The following is a 23882-nucleotide window of genomic DNA, read 5'->3' on the forward strand; positions in this document are numbered from 1 at the left end:
GTTGCCGAAAACCTTTTATTTCGCCGATTCGACAGAAAGGATTGTTAGCGCTACCACAACCAAGCGCTAGGTTCGATCACTCCCCCCAAGCGTTCGATCGGATCGGATCACTCTGCATGAGAAGAATCCTCACGGCCCTCCTGCTCATCGCGGGATCACTCGTCTTAGGCGCTCCCGCGCAGGCTGCCCAGACCATCGGATACCCCACCTTCAACGGCCCGTCGATCCCGGCCGCGCCCGGTACGTACACGACTGGCAACATGATGCAGGCCATCTACGACTCTGAGAGCTCGGGCACGGACTTCTGGATGGACCGGCTGCTGGCCCGCCCCGGCAACGACCCGGCCGGAACCTGGCTCATGTCCCGGGGACGCGCCCTGTTCATGAAGACCCACACGCCGGGCACGCTCGGCTTCGCCGGCCAGGTGGCGTACTGGGAGAGCATCAGCAACGACAACGCCTACACCGTCGCCATCACCCCGGGCACCTTCACCGAGCAGGTCAACTCCCGCTGGCAGGCGCCGAGCTACTGGAAGAGCGTGCACACCAGCGGCTCCATCACGGTGAACCAGACGAAGTTCATCACCAACAACAACGTCGCCGTGACGAACCTGTCGATCACGAACGGCGGCTCCAGCTCGACCACGCTGCAGCTGCGGGCGACCTCCCCGTACGCCACCTCGGGCAGCGGCAGCGAGCTGACCGGGCAGGTCAACGCCTACAACAACCTCACCACGATCTATCCCCGGCTGACCGGTGACGGCTTCACCGTCTCCAGCGGCGGCCTGAACAGGTCCGTGACGATCCCGGCCGGAGGGACCGTGACCGCCAAGGTGGTCATGGGCTTCGTCACCAACGAGATCCCCGAGTCGCGCACCGAGTATGACGCCTACGCGGGATACACCAACGCCACCGCCTTCGCCACCCACGTGCGGGCCTACAACCTGTGGTGGGCGCAGAACGTGCCCTACATCGACGTGCCCGAGCCGGCCATCAAGAAGAACATCTACTACCGCTGGTGGCTGATGCGCTTCAACAACCTCGACGCTGACATTCCCGGGCAGACGTTCCAGTTCCCCACCTCGACCGAAGGCGTTCTGGGCTACAACAACGCCATCGCGCTCACCCAGCCCATGCACATCGACGACCTGAAGTACCTGCGCAACCCGATCTACTCCTACGGCGACTGGCTGAGCGTCGGGCAGATCTCCAAGAACGGCCGCTTCCTCGACAATCCGGGCGATCCCGAGAACTGGTCCAACAGCTACACCCAGTACATCGCCGAGGCGGCGTGGAAGAGCTACCAGATCCACGGCGGCCAGCCGGCGATCGCCGCCAACCTGGCGCGCTACGCCGAGGGGGACGTCAAGGGCCAGCTGTCGTACTACGACCACGACAACAACAAGCTCATCGAGTACGACTGGGGCGCCCTGACCGGCAACGACGCCGACGCCGTCTCCTTCCACTGGAAGCCCGGCAACATGGACCGCGCCGAGTCGGCCTACCAGTACAGCGGCGCGCTGGCCGCCGCGCAGGCGTACGAGGCGGTCGGCAACACCGCCAAGGCCACCGAGATGCGCACGCTCGCCACGCAGATCCAGAACGCCATCGTCAACGTGCTGTGGAACCCCAACCGGCAGCTGTTCGAGCACCGGCTGAAGTCCACCAACGAGTGGGTGCCGTGGAAGGAGATCAACAACTACTACCCGTTCGCCGTCGGCGCCATCCCCAACACCGCGACGTACAAGCAGGCGCTGCGCCTGTTCGACGATCCGGCGCAGTATCCGATCTTCCCCTTCTACACCGCCAACCAGGCTGACAAGGCGGCCTCGGGCACCGGCAGCAACAACTTCTCCACGATCAACTCCACCGTGCAGTTCCGCCTGCTCTCCTCGGTGCTGCGGAACTACTCCAACTCGTGGATCGACGCGAGCTGGTACAAGAAGCTGCTGTACTGGAACGCCTGGGCCCAGTACATCAACGGCAACACCCAGTACCCCGACGCCAACGAGTTCTGGGCCGACTGGAACGGCTCCTCGATCACCTACCGCTCCTGGATCCACCACAACATCCTGGGCAGCAGCAACTGGACCGTGATCGAGGACGTGGCGGGGCTGCGCCCGCGCAACGACGCGAAGGTGGAGCTCTCGCCGATCAACATCGGCTGGCCCAACTTCACCGTCAACAACCTGCGCTACCGCAACGCCGACCTGACCATCGTCTGGGACGACCCGGCGGACGGCGTGGTCCGTTATCCTGGCGTGCCCGAGGGCTACTCGATCTTCATCAACGGCAGCAGGGTCGCCACGGTCAACTCGCTGGTGCCCTTCACCTGGGACCCGGCCACCGGTGACGTCACCACGAGCGGCACGGTCACCTATCACGTGTCCTCGCCTGGGCTGCAGGCGCCCGCGCAGGTGACGCAGAGCAGCGCCCGGATGGTGGACCTGCTGGCCAAGGCCGGGGTCGACCTGACCGCCAACCTGACCAACCTGGCCTCCGGAGCCAGTGTCTCGACCTCCTCCACCGCGTCGGGCAGCACCGCCGCGGGCGCGGTCGACGGCTTCCCGATCAACGAGCCGTTCTGGGGCGGCACGGGCGCCGGCCAGGACTGGTACGAGGTGAACTTCGGGGCGGCCCGCACGCTCAACGAGGTCCGGCTCTACTTCAAGGACAGCCGCCCGGCCAGCGCCACCTACCGGGCACCGGCTTCGTACGACATCCAGTACTACAACGGCAGCGCCTGGGTCAGCGTGCCCAGCCAGGCCAAGAGCCCGTCGGCGCCACGAGCGAACTACAACGTGGTGCAGTTCCCGGCGATCAGCGCCCAGCGGGTACGGGTGCTGGCCACCAACGCCTCGGGGGCAAAGACCGGGCTCACCGAGATCAAGATGTTCAACCGTGGCGGCACCCAGCAGCCGCCGAGCGGCAACCTGGCCGCCTCGGCGACCCCGTCGGCGTCGAACACCTCCTCCTGGGAGAGCGTCGCCGCCGTCAACGACGGGATCGACCCGCCCTCCTCCAACGACACCGTGAACCCGCGCTGGGGCTGCTGGCCGGAGACCGGGCAGCAGTGGGTGGACCTGACCTGGTCCTCGGCCCAGAACCTGAACAAGGCGGAGGTGTACTTCTTCGACGATGACGAAGGCATCGACATGCCCGCGTCCTGGAAGCTCCAGTACTGGAACGGCAGCGCCTACGTCGACGTGCCCGGCGCGAGCGCGTACGGGCTGGCCAAGAACCAGTACAACACCGTCAACTTCACCGCGACGAACACCACCCGCCTGCGGGTGCTGATGACCGGCAACGGCACCAGCTCCGTCGGCCTCCTGGAGGTCAAGGCTTACGGACCGTGACCGGCGGGGGCGTGCCTCTCGGGGCACGCCCCCTTCACGGTCTCAGCCGCGGGTGTCGATCCACACGCTGATCGTCGTGTGCGGGCTGATGCCGGTGTAGGAGGTGGCCCCGGCGGGCGCCCACGGGCCCTCTGCCGGCCATCCCGCTGACCTGCGTGGCCCTGGGCCTGGCAGTCGCCGCATGGCCGTTTCCTACAAGACCGGGGCACGGGGCCGGGTCATGATGAACGTATGGATATTGATCTTTCCGTGGCCGCCGACTTCATGGCCACCCACGCACGGGTCCTGGACCGCCGCCGCTTCCAGCTCCTGACGGGCGAGCGCGATCCGGCCGCCGCGCTGGCCGCGCTCGACGGCTACCGCAATCCGGACGGCGGCTACGGCTGGGGCCTGGAGCCCGACCTGCGCTCGCCCGAAAGCCAGCCGGGGGCCGCGCTGCACGCCTTCGAGGTGTTCGAGGACGTCGCACCGGCCGCCTGCCCGCGGGCGAGCGAGCTGTGCGACTGGCTGGAGTCGGTCACGCTGCCCGACGGCGGGCTGCCGTTCGCGCTGCCCCGCGCCTCGAACGCCGGCAACGCCCCCTGGTGGGCGGGTGCCGACAGTACGGTGTCCTCGCTGCAGATCACCTCCGTCACCGCGGCCGTCGCGCACCGCGTCGCCGCCCACCTGCCCGAGGTGGCCGCGCATCCGTGGCTGGAGCGGGCCACCCGTTACTGCCTGGACGCGATCGCCGCCCTCGACCGGCAGCCGCCCGCGTACATACTCGCCTTCGCGTTGCGCTTCCTGGACGCCGTGCACGACACCCACCCGGAGGCCGCCGGGCTGCTCGAGCGGCTGGGCGCGTACCTGCCGGCCGGCGGCCTGGTGCGCGTCGAAGGCGGCACCGAGCACGAGATGCTGCGCCCGCTGGACTTCGCGCCGCTCCCGGACCGCCCGGTGCGGGCCCTGTTCGCCCCGGAGGTGATCGAGGCCGACCTCGACCGCCTGGCCGGGATGCAGAAGGACGACGGCGGCTGGACCGTCGACTACGCCCAGATCTCACCAGCGGGAGTCCTGGACTGGCGCGGTTACACGACCGTCGGCGCGCTCGGCATTCTGCTCCGCAACGGGCGGGTCTGACGGCATGTGCGGGCGGGCTGATCGCCCCGCCCCGGCTTCCGCGCACCGGTAGGCTGCTCCGCACTGCGGTGACGTATCCCCTGTGCAATGCTGCGCTGAATGTGCCAGAAGTGAGCAGCTCCGGACTCTTGACAGGAGCGTTGGTGCTCGATTTACTCCGAGGAACGCCGGAATCGAGCACCGGCCCCAGAGGTACGCCTAGCCGGTAAGTGGCCATCGCCACAAGCCCGGACTAAGTCGCCAGGATCGCTGTCAGCGTCCGAGGCGGGGACGTACCCCCTATCGTCTGGAGATGCGACGATGAGCCCCACCCGTAGATGCTTAGGCGCTGCCGTGGCCCTTTCGGCCGCGTTGATCGCCGTCCCGTCGACCGCCTCGGCGGCCGCGGTCACCCTGCCTCCGGTCCACGCCGGGTTCGACTACCAGATCGGCGGCGCGTACACGCCGCCGGCCGGGGTCACCGTGGTCAGCAGGGACCGGGGCGCCGCGCCCGCCGCGGGGCTGTACAACATCTGCTACGTCAACGCCTTCCAGGTCCAGCCGGGCGAGGAGGACGACTGGGACTCCGACCTGCTGCTGCGTGACGCCAACGGCAAGGTGGTCATCGACGAGGACTGGGGCGAGGCGCTGCTGGACCTGCGGACCGACGCCAAGCGCAAGCGGGTCGCCGCGAAGGTGAACGGCTGGATCGACGGCTGCAAGGCCAAGGGCTACCAGGCCATCGAGCCCGACAACTACGACAGCTACACCCGCTCGAAGAAGCTGCTGACGGCCTCGAACGCCCAGGCCTACATCCGGCTGCTCAGCACGCACGCCCACGCCCAGGGCGTGGCCATCGCCCAGAAGAACACCTCGGAACTGGCCGGGTCGCGCGTCGCGAACGGGCTCGACTTCGCGGTCGCCGAAGAGTGCGGCACCTGGGACGAGTGCGGCGACTACACGGCGGCGTTCGGCAACAACGTGATCGTGATCGAGTACACCGCGTCGGGCCTGAAGAAGGCGTGCTCGGGCTGGGGCACCAAGCTGAGCATCGTCCAGCGCGACGTGGACGTCTCGCCCAAGGGCGCCAGCGGATACGTCCGCAAGACCTGCTGAACGGTCTTTTGCCTGAACGGTCTCCTGACCCACGGTTTTTGGAGGTAAAGATGGAGCGCGTTGCCCCACCGCCCTCCCGCCGGGACGTGTTGCGCGGCGGATATGCCCTGGCGCTCACGGCGGTGGCGGGAACGGCGCTGGCCGGGTGCGCGAGCGGCGCCGGCGACGGTGTCGGCGCCGACGGGCGGGTCACGATCGAGCTCTGGCACGGCCAGACCGACACCGCCAAAGAGGCCATGGCGCGACTGGTGGCCGACTTCGAGCGCGCCCACCCCGACATCCGGGTGGACATGGGCGGGGGAGTGCTGGCCGACGCGATGCTGCAGAAGATCACCGCCGCGCTCGCGTCCGGCTCCTACCCCGACATCGCCTATATCTTCGGCTCGGACCTGGCGAACGTCGCGCGCAGTCCCCAGGTGGTGGATCTGACCAGTATGGTCGAGTCCGGTCCCACGCCGTGGAACGACTTCTGGGCGCCGGCGCGGGCCGCCGTCACGATCAACGGCCAGGTACGCGCGGCTCCCGCGCTGCTCGACTCGCTGGCCGTGGTCTGCAACAAGAAGGTGTTCCGCGACGCCGGGGTGCCGCTGCCCCAGCCAGGCTGGAAATGGCCGGAGTTCATCGAGACGGCCAAGCGGCTGACCGACGCGAGCCGCGGCCGGTTCGGCACGGGCTGGCCGGGCGCGGCCGACGAGGACACGGTCTGGCGGCTGTGGCCGCTGATCTGGGACCTGGGCGGCGACGTGATCGGCAAGGACGGGCGCGGCATCGGGTTCGCCGACGTGGGCGTACAGGCGCTACAGGTGGTGGAGTCGCTCGCCAAGGACAAGAGCGTCTACATCGACCCCAAGCCCGGCAGCGAGCAGATGTACCAGGTGTTCCTGTCCGGCCTGATGGGGATGTCGGTCACCGGCCCGTGGCAGCTGCCCGACATCCAGACCGCCAAGATCGACTATCAGGTGGTGCCCCTGCCCACCTTCAGCGGGCGGCCGATCACGATCTCGGGCCCCGACACCTGGACCATGTTCGACAACGGTGAAGCGCGGGTGAAGGCCAGCCGTACCTTCCTGACCTGGCTCATGCAACCCGCGCAGGACGTGCGCTGGGACGTGGAGGCGGGCAGCCTGCCGCTGAGCCGCCCCACCCAGCAGCTGCCCGCCTGGCGCAAGCAGGAGGCGGACACCGAGGGCCTGCCGGTGTTCGTCAAGACGTTGGAGACGGCCCGGGTACGCCCCACGCACCCCGCCTACCCGCAGATCTCCCAGGCGCTCGGGCAAGCCGTCATCGCCGTGCTGCTCGGCAAGAGCACCCCCGCCGAAGCGCTGCGCACCTGTGCCGAAGAGGCCAACGCCGCCCTGCTCATCCCGCGTTGAGGAGCCTCGCATGTCGTCTCTGCCCACCCCCATCACCATCTCCGGCCACGAGCTGCGGCAACGGGCCCGGCGCCAGGCCCGCCGCCAGGAGTCGGCGACCGCCTGGACGTTCATCACCCCCGCCGTCCTGATCATCCTTGGGCTCAGCATCGTGCCCACGGTCTGGTCGTTCCTACTGTCCTTCCAGGCCGACGACCTGGTCACGCCCAGCCGCTGGGTGGGGCTGGACAACTACTACGCGCTGACCAAGGACCCGCACTTCGGCCAGGCCGTACGCAACACGCTGGTCTACACGGCCCTGTACGTACCGCTCAGCATCGTGCTGGGACTGGCGCTCGCCCTCGCCCTGAACCGGCGGATCAGGTTCGTCGGCCTCTACCGCACGCTGTTCGTCGTGCCGTTCGTCATCTCGGCCACGGCACAGGGGACGCTGTTCTCGTTCATCCTGGACCCGCAGTTCGGGGCGGCCAACTCGGTGCTGCACTGGCTCGGGATCTCTCCCCAGGGGTTCTTCACCGACCCCGCCCAGGCCCTGCCTGTCCTGGTGGCCGTCAGCCTGTGGAGCGGCCTCGGGTTCTGCGTGGTGGTGTATCTCGCGGCCCTCCAGGACGTACCGCAGCCGCTGATCGAGGCGGCGCGGCTGGACGGCGCCGGGCGGTGGCACCTGCTGCGCCACGTCACCCTGCCCACGCTCACGCCGGTCAGCGTGTTCCTGGTGCTCTGGCAGACCATCAACGCCCTGCAGGTCTTCGACCTGGTGTACGTGACGACCAAGGGCGGCCCGCTCGGCGCCACCACGGTGATCGTCTACTTCATCTGGGAGCAGGCGTTCAAGAACTTCACGGCCGGTTACGGAGCCGCCGCCGCATACGTCCTCGCCGTGGCCCTGTTCGTGATCGCCGCCGGATTGCGCGTGATCCGCAGCCGCGAGCGCCAGCGCCTCGAAGGAGCCACCCGATGACGGCGACCGCCACCACCCAACGCCGGGCCGCGCACGCGGGCGTGAGCCGTCCGGGCCGCGCGCGGCGGCTCCCCTTCAGTCCCTGGCACCTGCTGCTGGCGCCGCTCGCGCTGATCTTCGCGATCCCGCTGGTCTGGCTGCTGATCAGCTCCGTGATGACCAACGCGGAGATCAACCGCTTCCCGCCCGCGCTGTGGCCGTCAGGGATCAACCTGGGCGGCTACCGGTACGTGCTCAACAACGCGCTGTTCCCGCGCTGGTTCCTCAACTCGCTGATCGTCTCCGGTGTCGCGGTCGCCTCCAACCTGGTGTTCGGCGCGCTCGGCGGCTACGCCTTCGCCCGCATGCGGTTCTTCGGCTCCCGCGTCCTGCTGGTGCTGATGCTGGCCACGATGGCCATCCCGTTCCAGCTGACGATGATCCCGACGTTCCTGGTCATGAAGAGCTTCGGGCTCATCGACACGCTGGGCGCGCTGATCGTGCCGTCGCTGGTCACGCCGTTCGCGGTGTTCCTGCTGCGGCAGTTCTTCCTCTCGCTGCCCAGGGAACTGGAGGAGGCCGCCTGGATGGACGGCTGCTCGCGGCTGCGGGTGCTGTTCCGCATCGTGCTGCCGCTGTCGCGGCCCGCGCTGAGCACTGTGGCGATCCTGACGTTCCTCACCACCTGGAACGATCTGACCTGGCCGCTGATCGCCATCAACCACGACACCCAGTACACCCTGCAACTGGGCCTGGCCACCTTCCAGGGCAAGCACCACACGCAGTGGGCGGCGGTCATGGCCGGGAACGTCATCACGGTCCTGCCGGTGCTGCTCGCCTTCGTCGGCGCCCAGAAGTCCTTCATCCGGTCCATCACCTCCAGCGGCCTCAAGGGCTGAAACCCATCTCCAGCTACAGGAAGTCCATGTTCGACCTGCTTGTCATCGGCGACGCCAACCCCGACGTCATCATCGGCCCCCTGGACGCCCCGCTCGCCTTCGAGCAGCGCGAGCAACTCGTCGGCGAGGGCGCGCTCACCCTCGGCGGCTCCGCGGCGATCATGGCCTGCGGCGCCGCGCGCCTGGGCCTGCGCGTCGCGTTCGCCGGGCGCGTCGGCGACGACGACGCCGGCCGCTACGTCCGCGACGTCCTGAACGCCCGTGGGGTCGACACCGAGGCGCTGCGTGTGGATCCGAAGCTGTCCACCCCGCTCACTGTCGTGCTCACCCGCGACGGCGGCGACCGCGCCATCCTGACCGCACCCGGCACCCTGGCCGCGACCGGCGGCGACGACGTGCCCGAGTCGCTGCTGGCCGCCACCCGGCACGTGCACGCCGCCTCCTACTTCCTCATGCCGGGGCTGGCGAAGGCGCTGCCCGGCCTGTTGCGTACCGCGCGGGCCCACGGCGCCACGACCTCGCTCGACACCAACGACGACCCCGCCGGGCTGTGGGATCCGTCGGGGCTGGCCGCCGTACTCGCCGAGACCGACATCCTGCTCCCCAACGCGCACGAGGCACGCAACCTCGCGCGCTCCCAGGACGCGTCTTTGGAGGCGGCCGCCGCGGCGCTCGCCGCGCGGGGGCCGCTGGTGGTGGTCAAGAACGGCGCGGACGGCGCCCTCTGCCACGACGGGCGCGCGCTCGTGACAACCCGCGGCATCACCGTCACGCCCGTGGACGCGGTCGGCGCGGGCGACAGCTTCGACGCCGGCTTCATCGCCGCGACCCTGGCCGGACTGCCCCCCGCCCGAGCCCTGGACCTCGCCGCCGTCTGCGGCGCCCTGTCCACCCGTGCCCAAGGCGGCACCCCGGCCCAGCCCACCTGGGATGAGGCCGTCGCACACGTCCCCAGCAAGGATCAGCAGCCGACATGAACACCCCGAAGATCGCATTCATCGGCGCCGGGAGCGTCGTCTTCACCCAGGGCCTCCTGGCGGACCTGTTCGCGTTCGCCGAGCTGAAGGAGGCCCGCATCGCCCTGCACGACATCGACGCCGAGCGCCTGAGCACCGCGACGGCCGCCGCCCGGCACATCGCCGCCGAGCGCGGGGCGAGCCCGCGGATCACCGCGCACGCCGACCGGCGCGAAGCGCTCACCGGCGCCGACTTCGTCATCAACATCGTCCAGGTCGGCATGGGCGAGGCGACCCGCACCGACTTCGAGATCCCCGCCCGGTACGGCGTGCGCCAGACCATCGGCGACACCCTCGGCGTCGGCGGCATCTTCCGCGCGCTGCGCACGTTTCCGCTGCTGAAGGCGCTGGGCGAGGACATCGCCGCCGTCTGCCCCGAGGCGTGGCTGCTCAACTACACCAACCCGATGGCGATGAACGTCCAATACCTGGCCGAGGCCACCGGGCTCACCCGTGTGGTGGGGCTGTGCCACTCGGTCTACTGGACGATGCGCGACCTGTCCGACCTGGTGGGCGTGCCGTTCGAACAGGTGACCTACCGGGCCGCGGGCGTCAACCACCAGGCGTGGGTGCTGCGGTTCGAGCACGACGGCGTCGACCTGTACCCCCGGCTCGACGCCCTGATCGCCGCGGACGAGCAGCTGCGCCGCCGCGTCCGCGTCGACATGTACCGGCGGCTGGGCTACTACCCGACCGAGACCAGCGAGCACTCCTCCGAGTACGTGCCCTGGTACCTGGGCCACGACAGCGAGATCGACCGGCTGCGCCTGCCCATCGGCGCCTACCTGGACATCGTCGACGAGAACGTGGCCATCTACGAGCGGACCCGCGACGCCCTGGCCGCCGGAGAGCCGCTGCCGGTCGACGGGACCATGGAGTACGCCCCGCAGATCATCCACAGCATCACCACGGGCACGCCCAGGACCATCTACGGGAACGTGCCCAACCACGGCCTGATCAGCAACCTCCCCGCCCGGGGGACCGTCGAGGTGCCCTGCCTGGTCGACGCGATGGGCGTGCAGCCCACCCGCGTCGGCGAGCTGCCCCCGCAGCTGGCCGCGCTCAACCGCACCTACCTCAGCATGAACGACCTGGTCGTGCGGGCCGCGCTGGAGGACGATCCGCGCCACATCCGCCACGCCGCCATGACGGACCCGGCGACCGCCGCGGCCCTGCCCGTGGAGCGGATCTGGGAGCTGTGCGACGACATGGTGCGGGCCCACGCCGACCGCCTGCAGCCCGCCCTGCGCGCCACCCTCGGCTAGGCCTGCTGCCTATTCATGACGGTCGCCTGCCCGAGCTCAGGACAGTATGAGTCAAGATCCTTACGCGTCTTGAGCTCGGGGCCGCGGTGATCGATCATCAACGGCAGTGCTGCTTCCTCGATTGGGAAGGATCTTCATGATTCGCCGCGTACTGCTGGCCGTACTCCTCGCCCTCGCCACCCTCACGACCTTCACCAGCGCTCCCGCGTACGCCCGGGTCTGCGCGCTCGGCTACCACTGCGTCACCACGTACTACTCGGACTCCACCTGGACCACGGTGGTGGGCGCCATGTACGAGGACTGTGAAGGCGCCGAGTCCAGATGGGGTTCCCGCTCGATCTACAAGGACTTCGTCGAGACCCCCTGCTGAACCGGGCACCGTGGCCGGGTGGCTTCAGAAGGCGAAGCCGCCCGGCCGTCCGTTGCGGTCGGCGAGCAGACCGGCCAGCGTCGCGACGGCGATCTCCGGTGGCGTGCGCGAGCCGATGTTGAGCCCGATCGGCCGGTGCACCCGGGCGATGTCCTCCTCCGTCGCGCCCAGCTCGGCCAGCGCCTGGAGATAGGGCGCCGGATGGCGCGGGCTGCCCATCACACCTATCCACCGGCACTTGTGCGCGAGCAGCTCGTGCAGCACAGCGGCGAGTTCGGGACGGTGGTGGTCGGTGAGCACGATGTCCGCGGTGCCGTCCAGATCCGCCGGGGGCGCGGTGACGACCTCGAACCCCTCCGGCGCGGCCGCCCGGCCGGGGTCGGGCTCGAAAAGGATCCCGCGGAATCCCAGGTCGGCGCCGTAACGCAGCAGGTAGCCGGCGACCGGTGAGGCGAACACGGCGACGAGGGCGCGGCCTTCGGCACCGGCCGCCGCCTCGCCATGGGCGACGTCACAGAGCGCGTCCGCGTCATGCGCGTGGGCGTCATGCGAATGGGCCATGCCAGCAGTCTCGCACGCGATCGGGCTACATCGTCCTCAGTAGGCGGACGCCGTCATGACTGCGAATGGCCGGCGCTTGGTCGTGGCGCATGGCGTCGAGGACACGGATGGCGAATGCCTCGGATGCGAGTTCTTGGACCTCTTCCGCGGTGACCCAGCGGAAGGCGCGGGTCTCGTCGGTTTCGGTGAGCCGGCCGCCGATGACCTTGCAACGGAAGACCAGAGCGATGATGCCGTGCGTCATGTTCTTGTAGACGCCGGTCAGGGCGATGGGCTCGACCTGCAGGCCGGTCTCTTCGTGGACCTCCCGGAGCAGACCGCTGGTGACGTCCTCGTCGCGCTCCAGGATTCCGCCGGGTGCTTCCCAGCGGCCGTTGTCTCTGCGCTGGGTGAGGAGCACGCGGCCTTGGTCGTCGATGATCACGCCTGCCACGCTGACGGAGTGCTGCGTGCTGTGGTGATCCATCGGATTACCTCCGGGGCCGCTGATCGCTATTCTCAGGCTGCGGTACATGTATGTACGAGTTGAGGAGTGGTCGTGGCCGAGCTGCCGCCGAACATGGGCGCGGCGTCTTCGTCCGCTCTCACCCGCCGGTGCGCCGGCTGGCCTCTGACCGGTTCGCCCGTCGCCATCGCGAGCAGGGCAAGGCCGCATTCATCGCGGAGACCGAGGCAGCGGGTGGGAATCCAACCGTGGACTCCATCAAGGTCAGCGAAGAGCGGCCTTCGGCCGACGTGGCTGAGCAGCCCGGGATCACCTCGGAAGATCCAGTCATTGTCCGGTCGCGCCGGTACCTGATCAACGGTCAGCCGGTCGAGACGGCCATCTCGTACATTCCCGTGAAGATCGCTCGGGGCACCCAGATCGCGCAGCCGGACAGCGGGCCGGGCGGGATCTACGCTCGGCTGGAGGAGCTGGGTTACCAGCTGGATCACTTCGTGGAGGAGATCCGCTCCCGGATGCCGCTTCGCGACGAGGCGCGGGCGCTCAGACTGGCTCCGGGCGTTCCGGTGTTTCACCTGGCCCGTACGGCATATGACGCCGATGGTCGCGCCGTGGAGGTGTGCGACACGGTGATGTCCAGCGATGCCTACCCGCTCTCGTACGAACTTCCCGCCCGATAACGCTTGACGAACTCCTCTAGAGGAGTCATAGGCAACCTCGGCGCGAGGGGTGTCTCGCCGCTGGAGACGGCCGAGTCTTTGCGATCCGAGCTTGATCGCTGGAAGATCTCCGCTGATGTGCACGACGGCTACGGCCTGGCGCTGGTGTCGGTCTGGGTGGGCTTGGTCGTGTGGTGCGACGGCGACCGGTTCTGGTGGCGCACTGGATGGGACGATCGGCGTAAGCGCTTTATCTATGCCTGGCATCCGGCGGTGGATCCAGCCCGCGCTGCCAGTCGGGTCGCGTTCAGGTACAGAGACCTTCGCGACGCGCCTCCATCATCTGAAGCCCGGGTGATCTGGACAGAGGTGTTGTCCGGACGAGCCCGGTAGAACGAGTGTGGCGTTCCGGGCTTCCGCCTACCGGAAATTCGCGGAGATCACGTCAGCGTGCGAAGCCGGCCCGGGAGTTCTTCGCGAATGTGCGCTCGTAGTCCTCGGCGCCCCGAAAGCGGTCGTACAGGCCCGTCCCCGCTGACGGACTATCGTTGGACGGGTCAAGCGTTTCCTAGGCCCGGGGGCATGAACATGGCTGTCTTACTTCCATCGGTTCTGACGCGCGCCGGGGTCGCCGTCATCGCGGGCGGCCTCGCGCTTGCCCCGGCGCCTGCCTCCGCTTCCGCCCAGCACCGCGCTCCCGCCGCCGCCCAGCACCGCCTCGCCGACACGTACTCGAACTACGCCGAGCTCGCCGCGCATGAGACCGAGGGCACCGACTACCGGCGCGTCAAGCGCTTCCCTCAGGGCGCGAAGGTGGCGCACATCGCCATTCACGGGGGAAGCATCGAGGCCGGCACGTCCCAGCTCGCGGATTACAGCGCCCAAGCGAGCCAGGCCGCCTTCTACGCGTTCGAGGGCATCAAGTCCACAGGCAACGGCACCCTGCACATCACCGCCAGCCGGTTCGACGAGCCCCGGGCGCTCACGCTGCTGTCCCAGGTCGACCGTACCGTCTCCTGGCACGGCTACTCCGACAGCACCGAGGCGAGCACGTACGTCGGCGGCCGGGACACGGCGCTGGTCGAGCGGGTCACCGCCGGGCTGCGCGCCGCCGGGTTCACGGTGGCGCGGGAGGTCCCGGACGGTCTCGACGGGTCGAGCCCGGACAACATCGCCAACAAGAACCGCCGTGGCAAGGGCCTTCAGCTGGAGATCAGCAGCGCCCAGCGGAAGCGGTTCTTCGCCGACGGCGATCTCACCCGTAGCTCGATCGAGAATCCGGCGAACCGCACCAAGGCGTTCTACGCCTACACCGCAGTGGTCAACAAGGCCCTGAGCGACTGATATCGGGGCGGTCCGCCGACGCGGCGCCATCAGGTGACGGGCACGATCTCCGTCGACACCAGGCGCCCCTCCTCGATCACGAGCAGACCGATCGTCCCGTGCGGCTGGCGGCGGCGGTCGGTCGGGGAGCCCGGGTTGAAGATCCGCAGCCCGTCCTCGTGATGGTCGAGCGGGATGTGCGAGTGCCCGAACACCACCAGTTCGGCGTCCGGGAAACGTCGCCGCATACGCTCCCACCGTCCCTTGGCCGTACCGCTGTCGTGGATCATCGCCACCCGGAGCCCGGCGAGCTCGAACTCCAGCGTCTCGGGCGCGTCCACGTCGGGCCCGTCGTTGTTGCCCTTCACCGCGTGAACCGGCGCGTACGCCGCCAGCTCGGCCAGCACCGCACCCGTGCAGACATCGCCCGCGTGCAGGATGGCGTCGGCCTCTCGCAACTGCGCGGCCACCCGGTCCGGGCACGACTTCCAATGCCGAGGGGCATGGGTGTCGGACAGGACCGCCACTCTCATACCGGCGCCTCCCAGCGCACCTCGCCGTCCTGCCACCGGTCGGTGGGGCGCAGACCGACGGAAGCGGCGACGGCGGCCGAGGCGGCGTGGTCGGGGTGGATGTGCGCGACGATCGTGTCGATCTCCTGGCCCGCGATCCAGCCGACCAGCGCCTTGGTGGCCTCGCCGGCCAGGCCTCGGCCCTGCCAGGGCGTGCCGACCACCCAGGCGAGCTCGGCCGTGCGGCGGTCGATCGTGGCCTGCACGTAGCCCACCAGAGCGTCGTCCTCGCGCAGCTGGATCACCCAGTTGCGCCAGCCGACCGGCCCGGCGACCAGCCGCTCGTAGCGGCTGCGCAACTCCTGCGCGGTCGCGGGCGCGCCGCCGATGAAGGCGTGCAGGGCGGGATCGGCGAGCACGACGGCCATCTCGTCCGCGTGCTCGACCCGCAGGGGCAGCAGGACCAGCCGTGGGGCTTCGATCATGTCCATACGGCTCACGATATCCGGGCTGTTCGAGGGTCGATCCCCGGGCTTATGATGCGCTCGACACGCTCCGGGGCGGGGGGTAGTGGATGGCCGATGAGGTGACGCGGCTGACCGTGCACGTGCTCGACGGCGGCGCGGACGCGCAGGAGCTGGAGCGGCTGACCGCCGGGTTGCGCGGCGAATTACTCGAACTCGACATACTGGACGTCGCACCCGAGACCGGCGAGCCGCCGCCAGGCACCAGGGCCATCCTGTCATTCGCCGTGGGCGGCCTGGTCATCTCGCTGGCGGGCATGGACCTGCTCGCGGCGGTCGTGAACGCGGTGACGGCCTGGCTGCAGCGCGATCAGAACCGCTCGGTCAAGCTCGGCGTCGACGGCGACCTGCTCGAACTGACCGGGGTACCGTCCCGCGAGCAGCGGCGGCTCACCGACGAGTGGCTGCGCCGACGCGCCGCCCGCGGCGGCGAGCGTCCGCTGAGCGGCACGCGGATGGCGCTGATCGTGGCGAGCGACGAGTACGCCGATCCCGGGTTGCGGCGGCTGCGCGCCCCGTCGCTGGACGCCCAGGCATTGGCCCGCGTGCTGGGAGACCGGCGGATCGGCGGGTTCGACGTCCGCACGATGCTCAACGAGACCACGCAGGACGTCAACGAGGCGGTGGAGGAGTTCTTCGCCGACCGCGATCCCGGCGATCTGCTCCTGCTGCACTTCTCGGGTCACGGCGTTAAGGACGAATCCGGCGAACTGTACTTCGCCACGCCCACCACCAAGCTGAACCGGCTCGCGGCGACCGCGGTGCCGGCCGAGTTCGTCAACCGGCGGATGAGCCGCAGCCGGTCGCGCCGCATCGTCCTGCTGCTCGACTGCTGCTACGCGGGCGCCTTCGCGCGCGGGGCGCTGCCGCGCGCCGGACTGGGCGTCAACGTCGAGGAGCAGTTCGGCGGGCGCGGTCGCGTGGTGATCACCGCGTCCAACGCCATGGAGTACGCCTTCGACGGCACCGAACTGGCGGACACCCAGGAGCTGTCGCCCTCCGTCTTCACCAGCGCCCTGGTGGAAGGGCTGGAGAGCGGCGAGGCCGACCGGGACTCGGATGGCTATGTCGCCATCGACGAGCTGTACGACCACGTCTACGACACCGTACGGCGCACCACACCCAGCCAGACACCGGGCAAGTGGACGTTCGACGTGCAGGGCGACATGTACATCGCCAGGAGAGCGCGCCCTGTCAGCCGGCCGGTGTCACTGCCGGAAGAACTCCAGCACGCGATCGACCACCCGATCGCCAAGATCAGGGCCGGTGCGGTGGGGGAGCTGGAACGGCTGCGCCACAGCAGGCACGAAGGGTTGGCCCTGGCGGCACGGCTGGCCCTGGAGGCGCTGGCCGACGACGACAGCCGACTCGTGTCGGGGGCCGCCACGAAGGCCCTGAGCGCGGCGGCCCCGGCTCCCCGGGTCGCGAAACGGGCCAGTGGGCCCGCCGAGCCTGTCGGGGCAGCCTCCAAGACACCGAAGCCCGCGACACCCACGCCCACGCCACTGACGCCCACGCCACTGACGCCCGCGACACCGACGCCAGCGCCACCCGCGCCAGCGCCACCGACACCGTCACCGACGCTCACGCCCGCGCCACCGACGCCTGCGGCACTCACGCCTGCGACCAGCGCGGTCTCCCCGTCCGTGCCCGCGTCACCGGCGGCCGGGCCGTCGCGGTGGTTCATGCCCGTGCGGGCGGCGGCGCTGGCGGCGGCCCTGTTGCTGGTCGGCACGCCGATGTTTGCGCTCGCAACGCCGATCGCCTCGATCTGGCTGGCGCTTCTGGTGACCGCCGCCGTCCTGGTCGGCCTGCTGCCGCCCGGCCGCCTTGAGCGCGATGTGGCCGTCGGCGCCACGTTCGGGCTCGCCGCCGTCTACCTCGGCGAGCTGTCCGTCTTCTCCTGGGCACGGGGACCGCAGCCCGTGACTGGATGGGTGGCGGCCGCCGCGGGCGTCTTGGTGCTCGCGGCCGTGCTGTTCGAGACGACATCCGCCGCCCCCGGCCGGTGGAGATTCCTCGACCGGGTCATAGCCGGCCTGGCTCTGGCCGCGATCACCGCCCATCTGGCCGCCCCCAACGACATCACGCGTGGTCCCGGGGAGACCCCGATATGGATCGCCACGGTCGCCCTCGCCGGCGGCTTCGTCGTGCTGGCCGTCCTCCACCTCGTCCGTCACGCGCGCCAGGGCCTGCCATGGGTCCCGATGGCACTCGGGCTGGCGGCGACCTTGCTCGTGACGTACGACCTGGTCGAGGTGTATCACCTGACCACCGGCAGGAATCAGATGGCCGCCGCCTACCAGCCCGCTCTGCTCGTGATGCTGCTGATCGCCGCGTTGTCGGCGCGTCCACGACCGTACATCCTGGCCGCCGCGCGGCTCTCGGTGATCGTCGGGCTGCTGTACGGGGTCGGCCACTACTACAACTCCTTTCCCAATCTCTCCCAGTGGGGGCTGGAAACCCTGGAGGCGGCTCCGACTCATCCGGCGCGACTGCTGGTCCTGTCTCTCGCGGCGGTCTGCGTCGCGGTCGGCGCCTATCTGAGCCGTCCGAGTGCCACAACGGAACGCGAACCGTCGTCTGAACCGAGGAGGTGAAAGGATCGGAGTCTTGGCGCCGGCCGCCGCCGATGGCCGGGCGCGGAAAGGTATGGGAAGAAATGGCTCCGAGGGTCGCGACCGCCAACCGTGTCGAACTGCCCGAACTCCTTGATTTCCTCCGTCCCAGGCATCACGGCCTGCTGTCGACCACCCGTGCCGACGGGCGGCCTCAGCTCTCGCCCGTGTCCTGCGGGGTGGACGAAGGCGGCCGGATCGTGGTGTCCACCTATCCCGATCGGGCCAAGACGCGCAACGCCCGCCGTGACGAGCGGGCCTCGATCTGCGTGCTGTCCGACGACTGGGACGGCCCGTACGTCCAGGTCGACGGGCGGGCCGAGGTGCTGGACATGCCCGAGGCGCTCGACGCGCTAGTGGACTACTACAGGTGCATCTCCGGCGAGCACCCCGATTGGGATGACTATCGGGCCGCCATGGAGCGGCAGGGCAAGTCCCTCATCCGCCTCCATATCGACCGCTGGAGTCCGATCGCGACCGGCGGATTCCCGGCCCGTCTGGCGCTCTGACGGGACCAGCTCAGGCGGGATCAGCTCAGGCGGGATCAGCTCTGACGGGATCAGCTCTGACGGGATCAGTCGAGAGGCCGCAGCGCGACGACCGCGCGCGGCGCCAGTGTCACCGTGCCGTCGGCCGTGGACCCGGTCAGCAGGTCCTCGGCCGGATAGGGGATCGGCACGCGCCGCGTCTCGTCGCCGTGGTTGAGCACGAACAGCACCGGCCCTCGGCGTACCGCCTCGACGCCGGGCGGCAGCTCGGGCAGGGCCCCGGTCACGTCCGCGTCGGCCAGCACTCGCGCGGTCAGCTCGGCCAGCCCGTCGGCTTCGGGCACCGTCGCCACATACCAGGCGACGCCCGCGCCACTCTCGTGCCGCAGCACCGCCGGGCGGCCGGCCAGGTCGCCGTCGGCGAACGTGGCCACCGGCTCGGCGCCCTCGGCGGCCATCAGCTCGGTCCAGATTCGCGCGGTGAAGCCGGTGCCGTCGGCCCAGTGGCAGCGCACCGGCCGGTCCTCCGGCGCGGGCAGCCACTCCTCGCCGGACGCGCCCAGCACCTCGCGCAGCGGCGCGGGGAAGCGGCCCGTACGGACGTGCGCCCGCGGGTCCGCCACCCCGGAGAAGGGGCCGACCACCAACACACCGCCACGGTGCACGTACTCGGTCAGGGACGCGGCGTCCCCATCGCTGATCAGGTAGAGGTTGGGCACCACGGTCAGGGCGTACCCGGTGAGGTCCGCGGACGGCGGCACCAGGTCCACGGTCACGCCGCGCTCCCACAGCGGCCGGTAGAAGCGCAGGAGCTGGTCGGGCAGGGTGAGCCGGTCACTGGGCCGGCCGCGCTCCTCCAGCGCCCACCAACTGGCCCAGTCGTGCACCATCGCCACCTTGGCGGGCACCGGCGTGCCCGCCACCGAGGCCAGCCCACGCAACTCCTTGCCGTGGGCGCGGACCTCGGCGTGCAGCCGGGTCTCCGGCCCCGCGTGCGGCACCATCGCGGCGTGGAACCGCTCGGCCCCGAAGCGGGAGGCCCGCCACTGGAAGTAGCAGAGCCCGTCGGCGCCGCGGGCGAGCGCCTGCAACGACTCCAGCCTCAGCTGTCCGGGCGATTTGGGAAGATTGTGCGGGCGCCAGTTCACCCCATTCGTGGCCTGCTCCATCAGCAGCCACGGCCGCCCGCCGCCGAGCCCGCGCATCAGGTCGTGGGTGAGCGCCGTCCGCGCGGGGGAGAGCGGGTCCGCCGGGTCGGGGTAGCAGTCGTTGGAGACGATGTCCTCTTCGGGCGCCCACGCCCAGTAGTCGACGGGCTTGAACAGGCCCATGAAGTTCGTGGTGATGGGGACGTCCGGGGTGCGCTCGCGCAGGATGTCGCGCTCGGCGCGGTAGTGCGCGAGCAGCGCGTCCGAGCAGAACCGCCAGAAGTCCAGCTGCTGCGTGGGGTTGATCATGTACGGGGCGCGGCGCGGGGTGATGATCTCGGCCCACTCCCCGTAGTGCTGGCTCCAGAAGGTGGTGCCCCACGCCTCGTTCAGGGCGTCCAGGTCGCCGTAGCGCTCCCGCAGCCAGGTGCGGAACGCCGCCGCCGTGTCACCGCAGTGGCAGACCTGGCCGTACTCGTTGCCCACGTGCCACAGCGCCAGCGCCGGGTGCCCGGCGTAGCGGTCGGCGAGGTCGGTGACGATGGCCAGCGCCTTCTCCCGGTAGGCCGGGGACGACGGGCAGAACTGGTTGCGCGAGCCGTACCAGAGCCGGTGTCCCGACTCATCCACGGGCAGGGTGCGCGGCCAGCGGTGGCCCAGCCACGGCGGCGGCGAGGCGGTCGGGGTGGCCAGGTCGACCGCGATCCCGGCCGAGCCGAGCAGGTCGAGCACCCGGTCCAGCCAGCCGAAGTCGCGCGCGCCCGGCCTCGGCTCGATCCGCGCCCAGCTGAACACGCCGACGGTGACCAGGTTGACCCCGGCCGCCTTCATCAGCTCGACGTCCTCGGTCCAGACCTCTTCGGGCCACTGCTCGGGGTTGTAGTCGCCGCCGAAGAGCAGCCCGCGCTCGTCGGTGAGGGTGTGCGTGCCCAGTCGCGGCGAGGCCGTCAGATGCCTGCTCCGTCGCGCCGGGCCCGAGCCTAACGAAGTCATTCCACTCCGGCCTGGGGCGGCTCGGCGCAGCGGCGGGCCGAGACGTGTCGGTGTAAACGTTTCGCAAAAAATCTATGGCCCGGTTTGCGGATATGTCAACGTCTTTAGGTGATGCGTCCTAAATGTCCAGTCAGGCGGCGTGAGAGCCGCCTGACCTGGCCCTTGTCCTTCTGCGCGCTTGGTGGCATCCTGGCCGCCTGAAGGTGACACGTGTAGACCTCGGTCCAGAAGGAGCTAGGGGATGAAGTTCTTCAGGGTGGTTATCGCCACGACAGCCCTGGCCGGCGCCCTGGCCGCCTGCGGCTCAGGCGGGTCGGGCGGGTCGGGCGGGTCGGGCGGCGCGAGCCAGGCCGCCGACGCCTCGGGCCCGATCCAGTTCGTCGGCCCTGAGGACCCCAAGACCTTCGCCCCGGTCATCGCCGGGTTCGAGGCCGAGAACCCGGGGACCAAGGTCAACTACACCCAGGTCCCCTTCGACCAGCTCAACAGCGTGCTCCAGCAGCGCCTCGCGGCCAAGGACGACTCGATCGACGTCTACACGGTCGACCAGCCGCGCGTCGCCGCGCTCGCCACCCGCGGCTTCCTCACCGACCTGACGGACCTGACGGACAAGGTCAAGAGCGCCGCGCTCCCCGGGCAGTACGAGGTCAACGTCTTCAGGGACAAGCTGTGGGCGCTGCCCATCTGGACCTCCGACCAGTTCCTCTTCTACAACACCGAGTTGCTGGAGAAGGCGGGCGTCCAGCCGCCGCCGAGCGACCCGGCCAAGCGGTGGACGTGGGAGCAGACGGTCGAGGCCGGCAAGAAGGCGCAGGAGAAGGCCGGCGCCCAGTGGGCGGTCATCCCTGAGCAGATCGAGCAGTTCTACCAGCTGCAGAGCCTCGCCGAGTCGCTCGGCGGCGGATCCGGGATCACCGGCCCCGAGATGCTGACGCCCGCCATCACGACCGACGGCTGGCTCAAGGCGATGACCTGGTACCACGGCCTGTTCGCGAACAAGCTGGCCCCGCGCGGCGTCGGCTCCTTCCAGACCTCGCCGCTGTTCAGCGAGGGCAAGGTGGCCTTCTTCGCCGGCGGCCCCTGGGACGTGGGCACGTTCGCCGCGGCCAAGGGGCTGAAGTGGGGCGTGGCGCCGTACCCCTACTTCCAGGGCGGCAAGCCGGTGACCCCGACCGGCTCGTGGTCATGGGGCGTCAACCCGGCCTCCAAGAGGCAGGCGGCGGCGAAGAAGTTCATCGAGTACGCCGCGCTCGACCCCGAAGGCAACCTCCAGACCACGCAGAACACCACGATCATCCCGTCCAACAAGGCGGCGTTCGACAAGTACGTACCCCTGCTCGACGCCAAGGCGAAGGGCGTCGGCGAGATCATGAAGTACGACGCCCAGAACACGGCGGTGGCGCGGCCCCGGTCGGTCGGCTACATCCAGTTCGAGGACATCATGACCAAGGCGTTCGCCGACATTCGCAACGGCGCCGACCCCAAGGCCCGGCTCGACCAGGCGACCCAGGAGATCACCACCGCCTGGAAGCAGCTTCGATGAAGGTCGCGCTGGCCTTTCTGGCGCCCGCGCTGGTGGCTCTGCTGGCGCTCCGGCTGATCCCCGCGGGCATCGCCATCGGCAGCAGCCTGCGGCACACCAGCCTGGTCACCGGTGAGACGTCGTTCGTCGGGCTCGGCAACTACGCGACGCTGTTCGACGACCCGACGTTCCTGCAGAGCGTCAAGGTCACGCTGGTGTTCAGCCTGATCGTGAACCCGCTGCAGATCGCGGTCGCCCTCGCGCTGGCGGTCCTCTACACGCAGAAGTTCGCCGGGGTGCGCTTCCTGCGCTCCCTGGTGATCCTGCCGATCGCGGTGCCGCCGGCGGTGTCGGCGGCCATCTGGAGCGTGGCCTACCGGCCCGACGGGATGCTCAACGCCGTGCTGCACGTGCTGGGCATCCCGCAGCAGCCGTTCCTGACCTCGCCGCAGCAGGCGCTGTGGTGCCTGATCGTGCTGCTGTCGTGGATCGGCGTCGGCTACTGGATGATGTTCCTCATCGCCGGCATGCAGGACATCCCGCGCGCGCTCTACGAGGCGGCGGCCATCGACGGCGCCTCGTCCTGGGCCAGATTCTGGCACGTGACGCTGCCGCTGCTGCGCAGGCCGCTGGCGTTCGTCCTGGTGGCCGACACGGTCTCCAACTTCCTGGTCTTCGCCCCGGTCCAGATGCTGACCAACGGCGGCCCGCAGGGCTCCACGAACGTCACCATGTTCGACATCTTCACCCGCGCCTACAGCGTCGGCGACCTCAACCTGGCCCAGGCCGAGGTCATGCTGCTGGTGCTGGTCGTGCTCGCGGTCGTCATCGTCCAGTTCCGCCTGCTGCGCGCCAAGGACTGAGCATGCTCAGAAAGACACTCGCCGGCGCCGTCGGCCTCGCCTTCGCGCTGCCCCTGCTGTGGGCGCTCAGCAGTTCGCTGCGCGGCACGGGCAACCTCGGCAACTCGCTGATCCCCGCCGACCCGACGCTCGCCAACTACCTGGCGCTGCTGACGGGCGGCTTCGGCCGGGCCATCGCCAACTCGCTGCTCGTCGCGCTGGCCACCGTCCTGATCGGCCTGGCCATCTCCGCGGCGGCGGCGTTCGGCCTGTCGGCCATCAGGTTCCGGGGTCAGGGCGTGCTCTTCGGCCTCGTCGTGCTGAGTTTCCTCATCCCGTTCGACGCGATCGCGATCCCGCTGGCCACGCTGTTTCGCGACTGGAACCTGCAGAACACCTACGCGGGCCTCATCCTGCCCGGACTCGGTCACGGCCTGGCGATCTTCCTGCTGCGTCAGTTCTTCCTGGCCGTCCCGGCCGAGCTGGTGGAGGCGGCGCGGATCGACGGGCTGGGGTGGTTCGGGGTGTTCGCTCGGCTGTATCTGCCGTTGTCGCGTCCCGCCCTGGTCAGTGCGGGTCTGACGCTGTTCATCTTCCAGTGGCAGGCGTACGTCTGGCCGCTGCTCATCGGCACCGACGCCGAGCACCAGCTGGGGCCGATCGCGCTGGCCAACATGCGCGGGCAGTTCACCATCGACTATGGGCAGCTGTTCGCCGGCTCGGTCGTGCTGACCGTGATCCCGCTGGTCATCATCCTGCGCTTCCAGCGCCAGTTCACCCAGTCCATCGCGACGACCGGGCTCAAATAGAGAAA

22 protein-coding genes are annotated in these 23882 nt (G+C 69.6%); 16 read left to right on the forward strand and 6 right to left on the reverse strand.

The genetic code is table 11. From position 1 onward, the window contains the following. The first annotated feature begins 116 nt into the window (after positions 1-116). Positions 117-3356 carry a hypothetical protein gene (locus tag AB0L53_RS05850; protein ID WP_363990897.1) on the forward strand — a complete coding sequence of 1080 codons (3240 nt, stop codon included), beginning with the start codon at positions 117-119 and terminating at the stop codon, positions 3354-3356. Between the two features lie 42 nt (positions 3357-3398). Here AB0L53_RS05850 and AB0L53_RS05855 read toward each other — a convergent pair whose 3' ends face one another. Next, positions 3399-3539 (reverse strand): hypothetical protein, encoded by a 141-nt coding sequence (locus AB0L53_RS05855; protein WP_363990900.1) that lies wholly within the window; start codon positions 3537-3539, stop codon positions 3399-3401. 48 nt (positions 3540-3587) lie between these two features. Here AB0L53_RS05855 and AB0L53_RS05860 point away from each other — a divergent pair, with 48 nt between their 5' ends. The 8 genes from AB0L53_RS05860 (at position 3588) to AB0L53_RS05895 (ending at position 11433) form a co-directional block, all read left to right on the forward strand. Continuing rightward, complete coding sequence (locus tag AB0L53_RS05860; protein ID WP_363990903.1) at positions 3588-4475, forward strand: hypothetical protein; 888 nt, start codon at positions 3588-3590, stop codon at positions 4473-4475. Positions 4476-4808: 333 nt separating this feature from the next. Further along, positions 4809-5570, forward strand: coding sequence for an endo alpha-1,4 polygalactosaminidase (locus tag AB0L53_RS05865; protein ID WP_363990907.1), 762 nt, complete (start codon positions 4809-4811; stop codon positions 5568-5570). A gap of 50 nt (positions 5571-5620) precedes the next feature. Next, positions 5621-6943, forward strand: a complete 1323-nt coding sequence (locus AB0L53_RS05870) for an ABC transporter substrate-binding protein (RefSeq protein WP_363990910.1) — start codon at positions 5621-5623, stop codon at positions 6941-6943. Positions 6944-6953: 10 nt separating this feature from the next. Further along, positions 6954-7904: a sugar ABC transporter permease gene (locus AB0L53_RS05875; RefSeq protein WP_363990913.1), complete on the forward strand. Its 951-nt coding sequence runs from the start codon at positions 6954-6956 to the stop codon at positions 7902-7904. Then, entirely contained in the window at positions 7901-8782 is an 882-nt protein-coding gene (locus AB0L53_RS05880) for a carbohydrate ABC transporter permease (RefSeq protein ID WP_363990916.1), read from the forward strand. The genes AB0L53_RS05875 and AB0L53_RS05880 overlap by 4 nt, the downstream gene beginning before the upstream one ends. Positions 8783-8808: 26 nt before the next feature. Continuing rightward, the gene (locus AB0L53_RS05885) at positions 8809-9759 is read left to right on the forward strand and encodes a carbohydrate kinase family protein (protein WP_363990919.1); all 951 of its coding nucleotides are present in this window, start codon (positions 8809-8811) and stop codon (positions 9757-9759) included. Beyond that, positions 9756-11063 (forward strand): alpha-glucosidase/alpha-galactosidase, encoded by a 1308-nt coding sequence (locus AB0L53_RS05890; protein WP_363990922.1) that lies wholly within the window; start codon positions 9756-9758, stop codon positions 11061-11063. The genes AB0L53_RS05885 and AB0L53_RS05890 overlap by 4 nt, the downstream gene beginning before the upstream one ends. Positions 11064-11199: 136 nt before the next feature. Beyond that, the gene (locus tag AB0L53_RS05895) at positions 11200-11433 is read left to right on the forward strand and encodes a DUF6289 family protein (protein ID WP_363990925.1); all 234 of its coding nucleotides are present in this window, start codon (positions 11200-11202) and stop codon (positions 11431-11433) included. A 24-nt stretch (positions 11434-11457) separates the two neighbouring features. Here the strand turns inward: AB0L53_RS05895 and AB0L53_RS05900 are convergent, their stop codons facing one another. Continuing rightward, positions 11458-11994, reverse strand: a complete 537-nt coding sequence (locus AB0L53_RS05900; RefSeq protein WP_363990927.1) for an XdhC family protein — start codon at positions 11992-11994, stop codon at positions 11458-11460. Positions 11995-12019: 25 nt separating this feature from the next. Next, entirely contained in the window at positions 12020-12460 is a 441-nt protein-coding gene (locus tag AB0L53_RS05905) for an NUDIX domain-containing protein (RefSeq protein ID WP_363990930.1), read from the reverse strand. Between the two features lie 50 nt (positions 12461-12510). On the opposite strand from AB0L53_RS05905, the gene AB0L53_RS05910 reads away from it, so the two are divergent. Together AB0L53_RS05910 and AB0L53_RS05915 are read left to right on the forward strand one after the other, a co-directional pair. Continuing rightward, positions 12511-13119: a UTRA domain-containing protein gene (locus AB0L53_RS05910; protein WP_363990933.1), complete on the forward strand. Its 609-nt coding sequence runs from the start codon at positions 12511-12513 to the stop codon at positions 13117-13119. A 567-nt stretch (positions 13120-13686) separates the two neighbouring features. Next, entirely contained in the window at positions 13687-14442 is a 756-nt protein-coding gene (locus AB0L53_RS05915) for a poly-gamma-glutamate hydrolase family protein (RefSeq protein WP_363990936.1), read from the forward strand. A gap of 29 nt (positions 14443-14471) precedes the next feature. Here AB0L53_RS05915 and AB0L53_RS05920 read toward each other — a convergent pair whose 3' ends face one another. Further along, a complete protein-coding gene (locus tag AB0L53_RS05920) occupies positions 14472-14954 on the reverse strand; it encodes a metallophosphoesterase family protein (protein WP_363990939.1) in 483 nt (160 codons plus the stop codon). Continuing rightward, complete coding sequence (locus AB0L53_RS05925; RefSeq protein WP_363990942.1) at positions 14951-15424, reverse strand: GNAT family N-acetyltransferase; 474 nt, start codon at positions 15422-15424, stop codon at positions 14951-14953. Before AB0L53_RS05925 ends, AB0L53_RS05920 begins: the two co-directional genes overlap by 4 nt. An 83-nt stretch (positions 15425-15507) precedes the next feature. Between AB0L53_RS05925 and AB0L53_RS05930 the strand changes: the two genes are divergently transcribed. Then, the gene (locus AB0L53_RS05930) at positions 15508-18057 is read left to right on the forward strand and encodes a caspase family protein (RefSeq protein ID WP_363990945.1); all 2550 of its coding nucleotides are present in this window, start codon (positions 15508-15510) and stop codon (positions 18055-18057) included. A gap of 62 nt (positions 18058-18119) precedes the next feature. Next, on the forward strand, positions 18120-18584 hold the full coding sequence (locus AB0L53_RS05935) for a PPOX class F420-dependent oxidoreductase (RefSeq protein WP_225290909.1): 465 nt from the start codon (positions 18120-18122) through the stop codon (positions 18582-18584). Between the two features lie 65 nt (positions 18585-18649). Here AB0L53_RS05935 and AB0L53_RS05940 read toward each other — a convergent pair whose 3' ends face one another. After that, positions 18650-20704, reverse strand: coding sequence for a beta-galactosidase (locus tag AB0L53_RS05940; protein WP_363990949.1), 2055 nt, complete (start codon positions 20702-20704; stop codon positions 18650-18652). 241 nt (positions 20705-20945) lie between these two features. Between AB0L53_RS05940 and AB0L53_RS05945 the strand changes: the two genes are divergently transcribed. The 3 genes from AB0L53_RS05945 to AB0L53_RS05955 are packed head-to-tail and all read left to right on the forward strand — an operon-like array spanning position 20946 to position 23877. Next, positions 20946-22247, forward strand: coding sequence for a sugar ABC transporter substrate-binding protein (locus tag AB0L53_RS05945; RefSeq protein WP_363990952.1), 1302 nt, complete (start codon positions 20946-20948; stop codon positions 22245-22247). Then, positions 22244-23089, forward strand: a complete 846-nt coding sequence (locus AB0L53_RS05950; RefSeq protein WP_357947826.1) for a sugar ABC transporter permease — start codon at positions 22244-22246, stop codon at positions 23087-23089. Before AB0L53_RS05945 ends, AB0L53_RS05950 begins: the two co-directional genes overlap by 4 nt. Before the next feature lie 2 nt (positions 23090-23091). Continuing rightward, positions 23092-23877 carry a carbohydrate ABC transporter permease gene (locus AB0L53_RS05955; RefSeq protein WP_363990956.1) on the forward strand — a complete coding sequence of 262 codons (786 nt, stop codon included), beginning with the start codon at positions 23092-23094 and terminating at the stop codon, positions 23875-23877. Positions 23878-23882 lie beyond the last annotated feature (5 nt).

The organism is Nonomuraea sp. NPDC052129, from assembly GCF_040680095.1.
In the GTDB taxonomy this organism is placed as follows: domain Bacteria; phylum Actinomycetota; class Actinomycetes; order Streptosporangiales; family Streptosporangiaceae; genus Nonomuraea.